Consider the following 15451-nt stretch of genomic DNA (forward strand, 5'->3'; position numbering starts at 1 on the left):
CTCTATATAAGATCTATGATCAATCCAATTCATTTAGGAGTTCCTTTCGATATTCACTAGGAGAACAGTTTTTTAAACTTCGAAATACTTTGTAAAAATTGGACGGGCTCTGAAATCCTACCTCATAGCAAATCTCTAAGTTTGTCATAGCGGTGCATTTTAAAAGGCGGGCTGCTTTATCGATGCGTATTTTTTCTAAATAAGTCCTTGGTGTCTCAGAGGTTTCCTGTTTAAATAAGCGTTCCAAATAAAAGGGACTCAATCCGACTTGATCCGCTATATCTTTTAATATCAAATTTTGTTTATAATGATTGACTAGGAAGGTAATGATATTTCTGACAAGCTCAATGTGCGGAGAATGCTCAACTTCTGGCTGACATCTTTTGCAAGGACGATAACCAGCTTTTTCAACTTCATTCATGTCATGGTAAAATTCAACATTTACTTTTTTGGGCTTCCTTGATCTACAGGAAGGACGGCAGTATATTTTCGTTGTTTTTACTGCCGTAAAAAATAGCCCATCATATTTACGATCACAAGTGATGATTTTCTCCCACATCTCTTCAAATGAAAGATTGATATTAGTCGTCATGTAAACCACTATCCTTTCACATTAGTGCTCGTTCTCATACAAAAGGGAAGTATCCTTATACTCTAATAATTCTCCAGCCTTCTTTTCTAAATAAGCAATCACTTTATCAGATAAGGCATTTCCAAAACTAAAACGTCTCACTCCTAATTCCTTAAGCTTATTACAATTTGTAAGTCCGGGTAAAGATAATATATTTAGTGGAGCATTTACATTCATGGTAATTCCTTTAATCTCATTAGGCTCTTTTAAGCCGGGAACAAAAATCCCACTAGCGCCACTCTCAACATACGCTTTTGCTCGTTCTATTGTTTCCATAAAAGGGTTTTGCCTTTGAAAATAAGTATCTGTTCTAGCGTTAATATAAAAATCTTTATAACCATTATGGTCTAACGCTATTCTTATTTTCTCCAGAAGATTACAGTGTTGTGAAATCTCTCTTAATCGATTTGATTTTTTCAATGAATCTTCAATATTGATACCTGCTGCCCCTACATCTGCTGTCCTTAAAACATTATCAATAATCTTGTTAGTGTCTTCGCTATATCCAGCCTCAATATCAGCTGAAACAGGAATTTTCACATTCTCTACAATAGTTTTCATGATTCCTAAATGTCTGTCAAAATCAATCAATTCTCCATCTGAAAATCCTAGTGAGTTTGCGATACCCCAACTAGTCGTACCAATTGCTTTGAATCCTGCTTTTTCAAGCGTTAAGGCTGAAAGTAAGTCCCAGGCGTTGCCAAGAAATAATAATTCCTTTGAAGAATGCAACCCATTGAATTCCTGAATTTTATTCATTTTATTTTCCTCCTAAGTTTGTTGGATTCATTTTAACAAGTAACAGATCTCCAATTCGTCCTAATTCTTGCTCTTATGGTCTAGATTAAAAACAAAAAAAGTGAAGCTATATGTGCTTCACTTTTAAAGTCTATATAACAATATTTCTCATCATAATAAAATTACTTAAACACCCCATTTTCCTATATGCTGTCGGTCCTGTGTTATGAAAGAAATCTCATTTACTTATGATACGGTTCTCCGCGATTTATCCTATAAGCCCGATAAACCTGCTCCACCAATATCAGCCGCATCAGCTGGTGTGGGAAGGTCATGCGTGAAAACGACAGCTTCTCATTCGACCGCTGTAATACTTCATCACTTAACCCTAATGATCCGCCAATCACGAAGGCGATTTTGCTTTTGCCATACGTCGCAAGTTTATCTAGAGTATCGGCTAGCTCCTCTGATGACTGCATTTTGCCCTGAATCGCCAATGCAATCACATATGTATCCGCACTAATCTTCGCTAAAATCCGTTCCCCTTCTTTTTGCTTCACCTGAAGCATTTCCAGCTCGCTTAATTCCTCTGGCGCCTTTTCATCGGCAACCTCAATGATTTCTACCTTGGCATAAGCAGACAATCTTTTGACATATTCCTCTATTCCTAATTTCAAGTATTTTTCTTTTAGTTTACCAACTGTAATTATTGAGATATTCACAATCCACAGCCCTTTTCGTTTTGATTACAAACAGGTTACAAACAAGATATCCACAGAAGTTATCCACATATCCACATTTTTTATCCACATCTTGTATGGAATCATTTGTTCGCCACAAGATATACAGCTGTATTTTGACAGAATTCACAGCTTGTTGATAAGTTATCCACATCAATTTTCGTTAATACCGGAAATGTCTCATATTCATCCACAATAACATCTAATCCAAGCTCCACATGTTCCTCACAGCAATAAACCATTTAAACTTCACCTTTCTTTTAAAAACAATGTTTAATTCTATTTTTAACTACACGTACTATATCATACAGATTCCATAAATGACATGAAAAAACAGGAAAGTGAACCTCTCACCTTCCTGTTTTCCAGCATCTATTGCATTCGATCCCCTGTTAATGTCAGGCTTGTCTCATGCAGCTTTCCGTCACGATAAAATTTAATCGTCATTTTCTCGCCAATTTTCTTATCCTGGTACAAATGCTTACGAAGATCAATGACGTCACTTATTTTCACACCATCCATTTCAACAATAACGTCCAATTCCTCAAGCCCCGCATGTGCGGCAGGTGATCCTGGGACTACTTGACGAATTGCAACCCCATGAGTCACATCCCGCGGCAGCTTCAGCGCTTCCTGCTGATAATAAGCAGGAATTTCATCTACTGACTTTAGATCAACACCCATATATGGACGTTTCACACTGCCAAAGCTCTCAAGGTCACGGATAATCGGTTTAGCTGAATTTATTGGGATTGATAAACCGATTCCTTCTACTGCATTCTGGGCAATTTTCATTGAATTAATTCCAACTACTTGTCCAGCCATATTAATAAGCGCACCGCCGCTGTTCCCCGGGTTAATCGCAGCATCTGTCTGCAATACTTCTGACTGCCAGTCAACAATACCATCCTGATTGATATCTACCGGAATCGTGCGTTTAAGACCCGAAATAATCCCTTGTGTAACGGAACCTGAGAATGTAGGACCGAGTGGATTTCCAATGGCTATCACTGGTTCACCCACTTTTAAACTGTCTGAATCGCCAAATTCAGCAACCTTTTTTATTTTGGCCGCATCAATTTCAAGCACCGCTAAATCGGTCCAAATATCGCTGCCTAATAGCTTAGCAGGGATTTTAGTGCCGTCAGACATACTTACCTCAAGCCTTGTAGCACCCTCAACAACATGGTGGTTTGTCACCACAAAGGCCTTGCCGCCTGCCTTTCGATAAATCACTCCAGAGCCGGTTCCAGCGGTTTCATCTGAGTTGTTATTATCAGTCCAAAAGCTTGTGGACTGAATATTGTTAATGCCGACAACCGCATCGGCTGTTTTATTGATGGCTTTTGTTGTGTCTGTTTTTACATCATAAGAAATTTGCTGATGGATCACTTTTTGGTCGCCGCTCGTATCGGTAGATTCCGCTGCCCTTTGATCCGATTCCAATATCCCTCTTTCCGACAAGGCAGGGACCAAAATAATGACTAAAATTGCCCCGAGGATGACACCAACCAAGCCGGCTAAGAATATGCCGCCCCGATTTCCTTTCCGTCCCTGGTACCTATTCGGTGAATGATCATCATAATAACCCAATTCTACACCATTCCTCTCTTTCGAATGATTGCTAATCATATTTTGGCTTATAATTACAATTATACTCTACCAACATAGAATTTCTAAAAAATTGCACATTGATTGATTTGTGCCCCATCCGCAGCTGCAAAAAAAGAATGCTTCTTAATAGAAGCACCCTTCAATAATTTTATACTGCCGTCAATATCGTTGGTATTTTAGGATCTGTATCATAAAGCCCAAATTGTTCACCGACAATCAGACCGCAGCCCTCCAGCGTTTGTGTAACGGACATTCGCGCCAAATCCTTCATATTATTATCTTGACTTAAATGAGCTAAATACACCTTTTTCGTACGGTCACCGATTACCTCGCTCATTGCAACCGCCGCATCCTCATTCGAGACATGTCCTAAATCACTTAGGATTCTTCGTTTGACATTCCACGGATAACGCCCCATCCGCAGCATCTGTACATCATGATTGGATTCAAAAACATATACATCCGCATTCGAGATAATGCCCTTCATCCGGTCGCTGACATACCCAGTATCAGTAATCAGCACGAGCTTCTTATCAGAGTGATGGAAGGTATAAAACATTGGTTCTGCCGCATCATGTGAGACACCGAAGGATTCGATATCAACCGCGCCAAAACTTTTGACCGACTCCATATTAAAGACAAACTTTTGCTCAGTCGGAATTGCACCAACTGAACTTTCCATCGCCCGCCATGTTTTCTCGTTTGCGTATACCGGCAATTTGTATTTACGGGCGAGAACGCCAATTCCTTTAATATGGTCGCTATGTTCATGAGTAACGAAGATAGCGGAAAGCTTGCTCGGATCGCGGTCAATTTGTTGGAATAATGCTTCCATCTGCTTACCGCTAAAACCCGCATCCACCAAGAAGGAGTGTTCATCAGACTCTACATATAGAGCATTCCCCGTACTCCCGCTGGCTAAGATGCTATAACGTAAAGACATACTACTCACTCCACACTTATTTTTTCATCACTTTTAAAATCAATAATCTGTCCCTCAAAGGCATTAACAAACAAACTCTCCTTGCCATTTACCTCAAAGCGCCAGGTAGGGGCCAACACTTGGGATGCTGCTAATTGTACAAGTGTCGAATAGCCTAGTTCAACTTTGGTAATCGTGCTCTTCGGCTTCAGTACTCCCTTTTGATGCAATGTTTCAATCGCCTTTAACGGTGGAAGAATCTCCTCTTTTGCCGTCAGCTCTTCCATTCCTTCCAGATAGCTTTGCTGGTAGGAAACAATCTGGTTCTTCTCGTTATATTTAAATGTAATCATCCCATTTATATTTTGATATAGCGGAAAGTTTTCATATCGTTGAAAGTAGGTGATTGTTTTTAACTTATCATTTTTCTCCCAAAATTGATATTGGTCCCCATATAACACATCATTCTTTATAAAATCTGCCAGTTCCGCCGGTTCAAACTTTGCACTTAATTTTAGCGGCTTTTCTAAATTGATATTTAAGGTAGTGCTCGGTTCCTTAAAGGAAACCTTTTGCTTTTTCAGCTTCAGAATATCTTCCTGCGTAAAGATTTTTGGCTTTGCGCTAAGATATTGTGCTTTAATAAACGTTTTTGGCAGTTCCCCATATGAAATTTCATCTGCCTTCAACTTTTCTTCAAACGAGGCTTCGGTAGCCACTTCAAACTTATTGGCATCACGAATCTTCATGAATTGAAATAAAAGGTACACATCTAGAATGAGGAACGTAATTATGAATATGGTTTTAATTTTACTCCAATCCATGTGCTGGCCCCCCTAGGTCTTCCAACGTAATAAGCCCCCATTTATTATCATAACGATAAAACCAGGCAGGTTCTAAGAGGATCAGTCTGCTTTCGTCCGCATCTCTTTCCATTCGATAACCTAATACCATTTGCTCGAGAAGCTCAGGTTTAAAGTTTCGTTTGTTTTGTAAAAATTCCAATGCCGTATATCCCGATGGCTGCGTCACGCTTTTTGCTTCTGTAGTAAGTTTCAGCTCTAACGCAATATTTGGGCGAATATATTTATTAATTTTGTTGCCGCCCCATACCTCGTAAATTTCTGACATTCCTAAATTGTTAAACACTGGATAGCCATCTTTGCTATACAGGCGGAAAGTAACAGAACGTTTATATTCATCCTTGGCAACATAACGGTATTCATCCGACCAACCGCCATGCTCATTAACAAAATCGATGCTGCGCTTGACTAAATCATAGGATTTCTCAACAGAATTATCTTCTGTCGTGGGATTCACATACGAGAGCATATTTTTGTCGTAATTGATTGTCAACTTACTTGAATCATTTGTATATTCTTCACCGTTGGTCAGCACACTTTTTTGGACAAAACTTGGGTCATCAAAGAGAGCTTTTTTAAAGTCTTCCGAATCAAGAGTAATGGGCCAATACTTATACGTCGACATTTTTGTTTCTTCCTCAGGAAGGAAAATAGTCCGTTTACTTGTTGCCTTATAGGCAAAGTAACGGGGGTATTGGCTGCCGCCTTTAAAAAAGTTTTTATTAAAGGCATTCAGGTTTGCTGCTGAAATATGGGCGACATATACCTGCTGATTTCCTGTAGAAACAAAATAGACAATCCCATTTTCTTTTCCGGAATTTCCAACATTAACAACTATTCGATCAAAATTAAAGGATGGAATTTTCCTTCCTTCAATATTGATGACACTACGGTATAATTCAATCGGTACATCCACCGGAAAAACAATTTCAGCATTGCCGGACCCATGCACCAAATCATTGTAATTTTCCACTTTATTAGTGAAATTTTTTAAATCAAAAATGGACCATTTGCTGATTTCCTTGATGATTTGTTCTAATTCCGCGCTGTTAGTAGTTCCATAATGTCTTTCGTTAATATGGAACAGTACCTGATCAGGGCGGATAATCTTTTGTACTTCCTGCTTTTCACTTACCGTGACTTCCTTCAAGGTATTATTATTACTTCCCATAGATTCGTAATTCGGCTGATAGGTCCAAAGATTCCAGGTTAATAAAATACTGACCGCGACTAAAAAAGTTAAAATAATAGATTTTATCGTTTCATATCTCATGACCAATCATCCTCTTCGGTATGATCAAACGGCAGTGAGAAAGAAATGGTTGTTCCTTTGCCTTCCCTGCTGGTTGCCCATATATTGCCTCCATGGCACTTCACCATTTCTTTTGCAATGGCAAGTCCCAGACCGGTACCGCCTAATTTCCGCGTTCTTGCTTTATCCACACGATAAAAACGATCAAATATTTTGCCGATGCTTTCTTTAGGAATCCCTACCCCTTCGTCGGAAACACTGACGATAATTTTGTCATCCTTATCCTTAAGAGAGAAGGTAACCTGGCCGCCCTCCGGTGAATATTTCAAGGCATTGGAGATAATATTGTATAAAACCTGCGTCATCTTATCTTCATCAATCTCCACAAAAATGGCACGATTCGGAAGCATACGTTTGAAGGTCACATTTTGCTGCTTCGACATTTCCAGCCGATCAATAATCCGGTCGTAGAAAACAACAAAGTCAACCCATTCCTTATTCAGCTTATAATCCGTGCTGTCCATTTTCGATAACTGCAATAGGTCATTGACAAGACGGATCATTCTTTCAGTCTCCATACTGGTCACTTCTAAGAAGTTCGGGGCAATTTCTTCATCACGCCAAGCCCCATCAGCAAGTGCCTCAAGATAACTCCGCATCGTTGTCAGCGGTGTCCTCAGCTCGTGGGAAACATTCGCCACAAATTCTCTTCGTTCTGCATCAATCTTTTCCTGCTCGGTAATATCGTGAAGAACCGCGATTAAGCCGTTGACAAACCCGGTTTCTTTTTGAATTACGGAGAAATTGGCCCGAAGAATATAAGGCTCCGACTTCGTACTATAATCCAATATTAAGGAATCCTTTTCTTCCAGCAAATCCTCGAAGGTATTACTATCCTCCAAGCCAAGTACTTGCTCAATCGGCTGGGAGAGAATTGTTTCACGTGAAACATCCAGCATCTCGACAGCCGGTTCATTAATTAAAATCACTCGTCCTTTTCGGTCAGTGGCAATCACCCCGTCCGTCATATAGGAGAGCACCGAAGACAGCTTACGCCGCTCGCCCTCTGTCATCGCCTGGGCTTCCTGGAGTTTCTTCGTTAAATGGTTAAAAGTGCTGGCAAGTGTCCCAATCTCATCATTCCCATATACTTTAACCTTACGGGAAAAGTTCCCCTTCGCCATCGCCATTGCCTGCTTTTTCATATCTGCAATTGGTCTGGCAATGGTTTGGGCTAACAAGATCCCTAATACTGCGGTAATCGATAAGGCAATCGCTGTTCCTGTTGCAAAGATCCCATTAATGGTCTTCATTTGAGTAAAAACACTTTCAATCTTAGCTACCAGATAAATGGCGCCTAGCACTTTTTTTCCAGACTTAATGGGGGTGGAGAGGACCCAAATCCGATGACCTGTCTTTTCGTCAATCCGAATGACACTTTGGTCCTCTTCCATTACCATTGATTGTTTGATCTTAAGCTCCGTTGTCCGCTGACCGACAATTCCCTGATTATTCTCATCCGAGGTACCTAGAATTTTCATCGATCTTCCGTCAATCACGCGGACTTCGGATATATCTCCCGCTTCGAAATCTTTCAACGTTTTCCCAATATCTTCTTCTAATGTAGGATCTTCAGGTGTTCTTTCCTTTTCCATTTCCTCCCTGACGTTATAAGCCAGCAAATTAACCCGTTCCTTGATCGACGTTTGGAAGTTTGTTCTTAACGTGGTCTCAAGCTGTTTGACAAAATATACGCCGATTACTTGCATAGCTACTAAAATAAGGAGGACATAGATGATAACAAATTTAACGTGTATAGAACGAAAGAAACCAACCTTTTTCACAAGTCATTACTCCTGTTCAGGATTTCGTAAATAATAACCCACCCCGCGTCTCGTCACTATCCATGCCGGATGGCTTGGGCTATCTTCAATTTTTTCTCTAAGACGTCTTACCGTTACATCGACAGTTCGGACGTCGCCGTAATAGTCATATCCCCAGACTGTTTGCAGCAAATGTTCTCTTGTCATAACCTGGCCGATATGTTTTGCCAAATAGAAAAGCAATTCGAATTCTCGATGTGTTAATTCGATTGTCTCTCCACGTTTGGAAACGATATAAGCATCAGGGTGAATTACTAGCGATCCTATCGCAATTTCATTTGTTTCATCTTCAGCTTCTGGCTGCGAAATAACTTGCTGGTGGCGGCGCAGGTTTGCTTTGACCCGGGCAATTAATTCCCGTGTGCTGAACGGTTTGGTTACATAATCATCAGCACCAAGCTCCAGCCCTAATACTTTATCAATTTCTGAATCCTTCGCAGTCAGCATAATAATCGGCATTTCATATTTCTTTCGGATTTCACGGCATACTTCCATGCCGTCTTTTACTGGCAGCATGATATCGAGGAGAACTAGGTCAGGCTGAATATCTTCCACTAATTCAAGAGCCTCGTTTCCGTCATATGCACAGTAAACAACATATCCTTCTTTTCTAAGATTAAATTGTAAAATATCTGCAATTGGTTTTTCATCATCAACAATGAGAATTTTCTTTTCCATACCAATACTCCTCTCATTTTTCGCATAAAGCTTCAATCTATCTTTAACAGCTGCAAAAAGTCATAACTATTCTATTTTACTTTACCATTATTTCATTCTAAATTCACGCATTACAAGTATTTAACAGAGACTTCCAGCAAGTGATTTTATTATCAGCAAGGGGCCGGAGCTGTAAAATTTGAAACAGGAAAAGCCTCCAGCATCAGCTGGAGACTTTCATCTTTTGACATATTTTAACGGATTCTCTAGACTGCCGTTTTTATATACTTCAAAATGTAAGTGGACCCCTGTTGAATCACCGGTTGACCCCATTATTCCAATTGCTGTACCTTTGGAAACAGTTTGCCCTGCACTCACCTTAAGAGAGGACATATGGCCGTATAAAGTGCGGAAACCGTTCTTGTGGTCAATGATAATCATATTTCCATATCCGCTGCCCCAGCCCGCCTTCACAACAACGCCATTATCAGCCGCTTTGATCGTTCTGTCGCTCGGTCTGGCAATATCGATTCCTTTATGCAATTTGCCCCAGCGATATCCCTTTTGACTGGAAATATAGCCGCCGACAGTCGGCCAGCCAAAGCTGCCTTCACCGCGGGAAGGGATTACCTTAGTTCCTTTAATGACAATACGGTCTGCCGGCTCCTCAAGGATGTGCTCTATTACCGTTTCTTTGTTTTTTTCTATACCATTTTCTTCGGTAATTTTGTAAGTTACTGATCGTGAGCCGTCTTTACCTTCTTGCTTTACTTTAGTTTTCCCTTTTAGCAGAGACGAATCTTCCACTGTTTTCGTCTTGTATGAGATTGCTTCCTCACGGTTTGCTTCCTTTTCCACAATAACTTCAATAAATGGTGTAAGTGCCGTTACATTAACTTCCTGCCCTATTTTTAAAATAGAATCACCTGTTAAGCCCGGATTCAGCACTAACAGATCTACTAGCTTTAAATCATGGCTGTGAGCAATCGATTCAAGGGCATCGCCTTCTTGAACCTTGTACTTCTTTTCTTGTAATGTTCCTTTTTGCAAATATGTGACAGCGTCCCCGAGCCCCATTATTTTTTCAGGCTCGACATTTTGCTCTTCGATTGAAACATTCTTTGATAAACGAATGTCTAATAGACGAGTTTCATTTTCTGCTAACGGTGGTAAAGCTTTTTCCATAGAGGCCTTTCTCGCTTCAAGCGACTCTAGCTGCTCTTTCGTGACATATTGGAGTTTAAGATTCCTTAAGACCTCTTCGGCAGTTTCTTTGCTGTCTACAAATGCGACAGGTTTCCCGTCAATGACTATAGCAATAGCCTCTATCTTAATCTGAAATACATCCTTTAACGTTTCAATGGTTCGCTGGTTGTTTGCAGTCTTATGAAAAACACGTTCCGGTATGTATTGAACCTTTGGTGCTGCCTTAACAGGGGAACTACCGGCCTGCTTTTCAGCAATGATCCGGTTAACAACTTTTTTATTTGTCACATTACCGGCATACGTACCGTTTACATATACTTGATATGTATTTGCTGTTTTAGCCGTGTCGGCCGTATCGGCAAAAGCTATAGGACCGTTACTAAAGGCAATTGTCGAAGCCGCCATCGCAGTGATGATGGTTGTCTTTAAAATTAACAATCTTTTATGTGAAAATAACATGGTTTCCTCCTAAATTGCGAAAACACTCTTAATCTAGTACTTTTGGGGCTAGAAATTTTAAACCCATTTTACTTTACCATACATTGTTTAAAAAAAATGAACAGTCTTAATAATGTAATATAATTGTATAAAAGCTGACACTTTCCTGCTTTTTATGAAATATGCCAGTGATTTTTACTTAATATATTTATTGGAAAAGCAGCCTTAAATGCCTATTTTATCGAGGTTTTTACTAGTGCTAGAGGGGCAGGTCAAATTTTACATATTAGGACAAAGTTAGTGTTTGAATTGTAAAAATATAGTTCTTTTTTTACAGATGGATCACAGAGAGAGTGGGGTGAATGTAAAAAAAGCTTGCAAATAATTGCAAGCTTTTTTAGCAGATGGCTCAGGACGGAATCGAACCGCCGACACAAGGATTTTCAGTCCTTTGCTCTACCGACTGAGCTACTGAGCCATATTGGAAATTGAACCCTACAGAAATATTAGCTGTAGTCCTTTGCTCAAAAAATCTTACGATTTTTCTCGCAGATTGCTCTGAGAAGCAAATTCGATGAAGCAAGCAATCTGCTCTACCGACTGAGCTACTGAGCCATTTTAAGATATTGTTATGTATAAATGGCGGTCTGGACGGGACTCGAACCCGCGACCTCCTGCGTGACAGGCAGGCATTCTAACCAACTGAACTACCAGACCAATATTAACATATTAATGGCTAGTCGGCAAGGAAACTGTCCTTGCCAGCCTTTTGCCGACTTGCCAAATGCCGATGACCCCTACGGGATTCGAACCCGTGTTACCGCCGTGAAAGGGCGGTGTCTTAACCGCTTGACCAAGGGGCCATTTTATTAAAGTGGTGAGCCATGAAGGACTCGAACCTTCGACCCTCTGATTAAAAGTCAGATGCTCTACCGACTGAGCTAATGGCTCATAATACAATGTAGTTTCCTACAGTTTAGTTTTGCTATGTCAGATGTCCCCATCTCAGAAAGATTATGCAAGATGCGGCTCGATGGGTACAACTCGCAGCTATTTCACGGAAGACCTGCTCGTTGCTCTACCGACTGAGCTAATGGCTCATTTACTTAATTATCGTGTTTGTGACGACGCTTTTTATATTAGCATGGTTTTTATATAAAGCGCAATACTTTTTTAAAATATTTTTTAAAAAAGTTTTTGAACAACCTTTTGCTGCTAGATAAAGTGCTCGTGAAAACTTTATTGAAGACAGTTTCCCGCCTTCAGCACATCTTTTTGTCTTCAAGATACCTTATTAAAGACAGTTTTTCCTTTTCAGCACACCTTTTTGTCCTCAAGATGCCTTATTAAAGACAATTTTCCCTTTTCAGCACACCTTTTTGTCCTCAAGATGCCTTATTAAAGACAATTCCTAACGATTCCAAGCCTTTTTTGTCTTTAAGGATACTTCTATAAGACAGTTCCACTCGACTTTTTACCTATTTTGTCCCATAGAGCCCTCCTATGAGACACATCTCTGGAATTCCGGCTCGTTTTGTCCCATACCCTGTCCTGCTACATCTACACCAACAAAAAAGCCCTCCAAAAACTAGAGGGCCTCTCATAATACCAGTTAGATCTGTCTCCATGGGCTGCGGACTACATTTGTTTGATTGCGGTCCGGACCGACAGAGAAGGTTGATAACGGAATGCCAGTCAGCTGTGTTACACGCTCCACATAGTGACGGGCATTAACAGGCAGTTCATCTAATGATTTCACGCCGGTAATATCTTCAGTCCAGCCAGGAAGCTCCTCGTAGATCGGCTCGCATTGAGACAATACCTTTAAGCTTGCCGGATATTCTGTAATTACTTCGTCCTTGTAACGATAAGCCGTACAAATTTTTAAGGTTTCAATGCCGGTTAACACATCAATCGAATTAAGGGAAAGATCCGTTAAACCGCTGACACGGCGGGCATGGCGGACAACGACACTGTCAAACCAGCCGACACGGCGCGGACGGCCCGTTGTTGTACCGTACTCACGGCCAACTTCACGAATTTGATGACCAATTTCATCATGTAATTCAGTTGGAAACGGACCATCGCCGACGCGGGAAGTATAAGCCTTACAAACACCCACAACGTGTGTAATTTTAGAAGGACCTACACCAGAACCGATCGTAACACCGCCTGCAACTGGATTTGATGATGTTACAAATGGGTAAGTACCTTGGTCAATATCAAGCATTACCCCTTGAGCACCTTCAAATAACACGCGTTTGCCTTCATCCAGCGCATCATTTAAGACAACGGATGTATCACAAACATACTGTTTAATTTGCTGGCCATACTCATAATATTCATCAAGAATAGCTTCCTTTTTAAAGCCTTCCACTTCATAAATCCGCTCAAATAAACGATTCTTCTCGGCTAAGTTTCGTTCTAGCTTTTCCTCAAAAACTTCACGGTCGAGTAAATCAGCAATGCGAATGCCGACACGGGCAGCTTTGTCCATATAAGCTGGACCAATTCCTTTTTTCGTTGTTCCAATTTTATTAGCGCCTTTGCTTAATTCTTCTACTTCATCCAATTTTAAATGATATGGAAGAATGACATGCGCGCGGTTACTAATTCTTAGGTTCTCAGTGGTAATGCCTCTTTCATGTAAATAGGCAAGCTCTGCTACTAGCGCTTTCGGATCGACAACCATTCCGTTTCCGATCACACTAATCTTTTCTTTATTAAAAATCCCTGAAGGAATCAAGTGCAGTTTGTAAGTAACACCATTAAATTTGATCGTGTGGCCTGCATTGTTGCCGCCTTGATAACGAGCAATTACCTCAGCATTTTCAGATAAAAAATCGGTAATTTTTCCTTTTCCTTCGTCTCCCCATTGTGTACCAACAACTACTACTGATGACATGAAAGGCACCTCCGAAATATTCACTTCTAGGTAATTAAATATTTAACATACATTAGTGTATCAATTTCGCAATCAAAAATCAATTAAACGCGAACATTTACTATTAAAATATGAAAATCATTCGTAAGAATAGTAATCTATTAAAAAAGCCAGCCAAAGCGTGGCTGACTTAAAACTATGCTCCCGGCGGAGACATCGTATCATCAAAACGTCTCTCTAAGTTTACGAATTTATTATACTCTTTCACAAACGCAAGCGATACGGTTCCAGTTGGGCCGTTACGCTGTTTGGCGATAATGATTTCAATAATGTTTTTATTCTCCGATTCCTTATCATAGTAATCATCACGATAAAGAAAGGCAACAATATCTGCATCCTGCTCAATACTACCAGATTCACGAATGTCAGACATCATCGGACGCTTGTCCTGGCGCTGCTCGACACCACGGGAAAGCTGAGAAAGGGCAATAACAGGCACCTGCAGCTCACGGGCTAATTGCTTAAGTGAACGGGAGATTTCCGATACTTCCTGCTGACGGTTTTCGCCAGATCGGCCGCTTCCCAAAATCAGCTGCAGATAATCAATTAATATCATACCCAAGCCATGTTCTTGCTTTAAACGGCGGCATTTAGCACGAATATCATTTACTCTTACCCCAGGGGTATCATCGATATAAATCCCCGTATTTGACAAGCTTCCCATTGCCATTGTTAGTCTTCCCCAGTCATCTTCCGTCAATGACCCGGTACGGAGCCTTTGGGCATCGATATTCCCTTCAGCACATAGAAGACGCATGACGAGCTGTTCTGCGCCCATCTCAAGACTAAAGATGGCAATATTTTCGCCAGTCTTTTTGGCAACATTTTGCGCAATATTTAAGGCAAATGCTGTCTTACCAACCGAAGGACGGGCACCTACAATGATTAAGTCATTGCGCTGAAAGCCTGCTGTCATCTTGTCCAGCTCCGTAAATCCTGTCTCAAGGCCGGTAATCTCGCCAACGCGTTTATGCATTTCCTCAATATTGTCATACGTCCGGACAAGGACATCTTTAATATCATGGAACGCACCAGCATTCTTTCTTTGCGCCACTTCTAAAATACTTTTTTCCGCTTCGCTTAAGACGGTTTCCACTTCATCTTCGCGGGTGTAGCCATCTGTCGCAATATTAGTTGCTGTACGAATTAATCTTCTTAGCAACGCCTTTTCTTCTACGATTTTAGCATAATACTCTATATTTGCAGCCGTTGGGACAGACCCAGCCAGCTCGCTTAAATAACTGACACCACCAATATCTTCAATCAATTTGGCTGCAGCTAATTCCTCAGTGACGGTCACTAGGTCAACCGCTTTTCCTTCATCGTTGAGCTTTAACATGACGTTATAAATCTTTTGGTGTGCCGCACGATAAAAATCTTCTGGAATGAGAATTTCAGATGCAGTAGTTAATGAAGACGGCTCTAAAAAGATAGCTCCAATTACTGCCTGCTCAGCCTCAATATTTTGCGGAGGCATGCGGTCAGCAAACAAATCACTCATATAGCAAAAACCTCCTAATAGAAGGGATAATTTTTTTCAAAAAGAAAAGTGACCAGCTGACA

13 protein-coding genes and 4 tRNA genes are annotated in these 15451 nt (G+C 40.6%); all 17 read right to left on the bottom strand.

What is annotated here, in order from left to right; translation table 11 throughout:
• Positions 1–19: 19 nt before the first annotated feature.
• Positions 20–592 carry a bifunctional transcriptional activator/DNA repair enzyme AdaA gene (locus A6749_RS12225; protein WP_066389878.1) on the bottom strand — a complete coding sequence of 191 codons (573 nt, stop codon included), beginning with the start codon at positions 590–592 and terminating at the stop codon, positions 20–22.
• Between the two features lie 21 nt (positions 593–613).
• On the bottom strand, positions 614–1390 hold the full coding sequence (locus A6749_RS12230; RefSeq protein ID WP_066389879.1) for an isocitrate lyase/PEP mutase family protein: 777 nt from the start codon (positions 1388–1390) through the stop codon (positions 614–616).
• Positions 1391–1611: 221 nt separating this feature from the next.
• A complete protein-coding gene (gene rlmH / locus A6749_RS12235; protein ID WP_066389880.1) occupies positions 1612–2091 on the bottom strand; it encodes a 23S rRNA (pseudouridine(1915)-N(3))-methyltransferase RlmH in 480 nt (159 codons plus the stop codon).
• Between the two features lie 101 nt (positions 2092–2192).
• Positions 2193–2351, bottom strand: a complete 159-nt coding sequence (locus tag A6749_RS12240; RefSeq protein WP_066389881.1) for a CxxH/CxxC protein — start codon at positions 2349–2351, stop codon at positions 2193–2195.
• 130 nt (positions 2352–2481) lie between these two features.
• Entirely contained in the window at positions 2482–3702 is a 1221-nt protein-coding gene (locus tag A6749_RS12245) for a S1C family serine protease (protein WP_066389882.1), read from the bottom strand.
• Positions 3703–3871: 169 nt separating this feature from the next.
• A complete protein-coding gene (locus tag A6749_RS12250) occupies positions 3872–4666 on the bottom strand; it encodes an MBL fold metallo-hydrolase (RefSeq protein WP_066389883.1) in 795 nt (264 codons plus the stop codon).
• A gap of 5 nt (positions 4667–4671) precedes the next feature.
• Complete coding sequence (locus A6749_RS12255; protein WP_066389884.1) at positions 4672–5469, bottom strand: two-component system regulatory protein YycI; 798 nt, start codon at positions 5467–5469, stop codon at positions 4672–4674.
• Complete coding sequence (locus tag A6749_RS12260; RefSeq protein ID WP_066389885.1) at positions 5456–6781, bottom strand: YycH family regulatory protein; 1326 nt, start codon at positions 6779–6781, stop codon at positions 5456–5458. Before A6749_RS12260 ends, A6749_RS12255 begins: the two co-directional genes overlap by 14 nt.
• The gene (gene walK, locus A6749_RS12265; RefSeq protein ID WP_066389886.1) at positions 6778–8604 is read right to left on the bottom strand and encodes a cell wall metabolism sensor histidine kinase WalK; all 1827 of its coding nucleotides are present in this window, start codon (positions 8602–8604) and stop codon (positions 6778–6780) included. Before walK ends, A6749_RS12260 begins: the two co-directional genes overlap by 4 nt.
• Before the next feature lie 6 nt (positions 8605–8610).
• Positions 8611–9321 carry a response regulator YycF gene (yycF, locus tag A6749_RS12270; RefSeq protein WP_066389887.1) on the bottom strand — a complete coding sequence of 237 codons (711 nt, stop codon included), beginning with the start codon at positions 9319–9321 and terminating at the stop codon, positions 8611–8613.
• A 216-nt stretch (positions 9322–9537) separates the two neighbouring features.
• The gene (locus tag A6749_RS12275) at positions 9538–10965 is read right to left on the bottom strand and encodes a peptidoglycan DD-metalloendopeptidase family protein (protein ID WP_066389888.1); all 1428 of its coding nucleotides are present in this window, start codon (positions 10963–10965) and stop codon (positions 9538–9540) included.
• Between the two features lie 384 nt (positions 10966–11349).
• Positions 11350–11422 (bottom strand) — tRNA-Phe (locus A6749_RS12280).
• 162 nt (positions 11423–11584) lie between these two features.
• Positions 11585–11661, bottom strand: a tRNA-Asp gene (locus A6749_RS12285).
• A gap of 74 nt (positions 11662–11735) precedes the next feature.
• Positions 11736–11807 (bottom strand) — tRNA-Glu (locus tag A6749_RS12290).
• A gap of 12 nt (positions 11808–11819) precedes the next feature.
• Positions 11820–11895 (bottom strand) — tRNA-Lys (locus A6749_RS12295).
• 661 nt (positions 11896–12556) lie between these two features.
• A complete protein-coding gene (locus A6749_RS12300) occupies positions 12557–13849 on the bottom strand; it encodes an adenylosuccinate synthase (RefSeq protein WP_066389889.1) in 1293 nt (430 codons plus the stop codon).
• 175 nt (positions 13850–14024) lie between these two features.
• Positions 14025–15389, bottom strand: coding sequence for a replicative DNA helicase (gene dnaB / locus A6749_RS12305; protein WP_066389890.1), 1365 nt, complete (start codon positions 15387–15389; stop codon positions 14025–14027).
• Positions 15390–15451 lie beyond the last annotated feature (62 nt).

The organism is Neobacillus mesonae, from assembly GCF_001636315.1.
In the GTDB taxonomy this organism is placed as follows: Bacteria; Bacillota; Bacilli; order Bacillales; family Cytobacillaceae; genus Neobacillus; species Neobacillus mesonae.

What these genes read in the sequence shown, in the direction of transcription:
- A6749_RS12225 (WP_066389878.1), bottom strand. Translation starts at nt 592, where the DNA reads ATGACGACTAATATCAATCTTTCATTTGAAGAGATGTGGGAGAAAATC.
- A6749_RS12300 (WP_066389889.1), bottom strand. Translation starts at nt 13,849, where the DNA reads ATGTCATCAGTAGTAGTTGTTGGTACACAATGGGGAGACGAAGGAAAA.
- A6749_RS12260 (WP_066389885.1), bottom strand. Translation starts at nt 6,781, where the DNA reads ATGAGATATGAAACGATAAAATCTATTATTTTAACTTTTTTAGTCGCG.
- A6749_RS12275 (WP_066389888.1), bottom strand. Translation starts at nt 10,965, where the DNA reads ATGTTATTTTCACATAAAAGATTGTTAATTTTAAAGACAACCATCATC.
- A6749_RS12250 (WP_066389883.1), bottom strand. Translation starts at nt 4,666, where the DNA reads ATGTCTTTACGTTATAGCATCTTAGCCAGCGGGAGTACGGGGAATGCT.
- dnaB (WP_066389890.1), bottom strand. Translation starts at nt 15,389, where the DNA reads ATGAGTGATTTGTTTGCTGACCGCATGCCTCCGCAAAATATTGAGGCT.
- A6749_RS12255 (WP_066389884.1), bottom strand. Translation starts at nt 5,469, where the DNA reads ATGGATTGGAGTAAAATTAAAACCATATTCATAATTACGTTCCTCATT.
- yycF (WP_066389887.1), bottom strand. Translation starts at nt 9,321, where the DNA reads ATGGAAAAGAAAATTCTCATTGTTGATGATGAAAAACCAATTGCAGAT.
- A6749_RS12240 (WP_066389881.1), bottom strand. Translation starts at nt 2,351, where the DNA reads ATGGTTTATTGCTGTGAGGAACATGTGGAGCTTGGATTAGATGTTATT.
- A6749_RS12230 (WP_066389879.1), bottom strand. Translation starts at nt 1,390, where the DNA reads ATGAATAAAATTCAGGAATTCAATGGGTTGCATTCTTCAAAGGAATTA.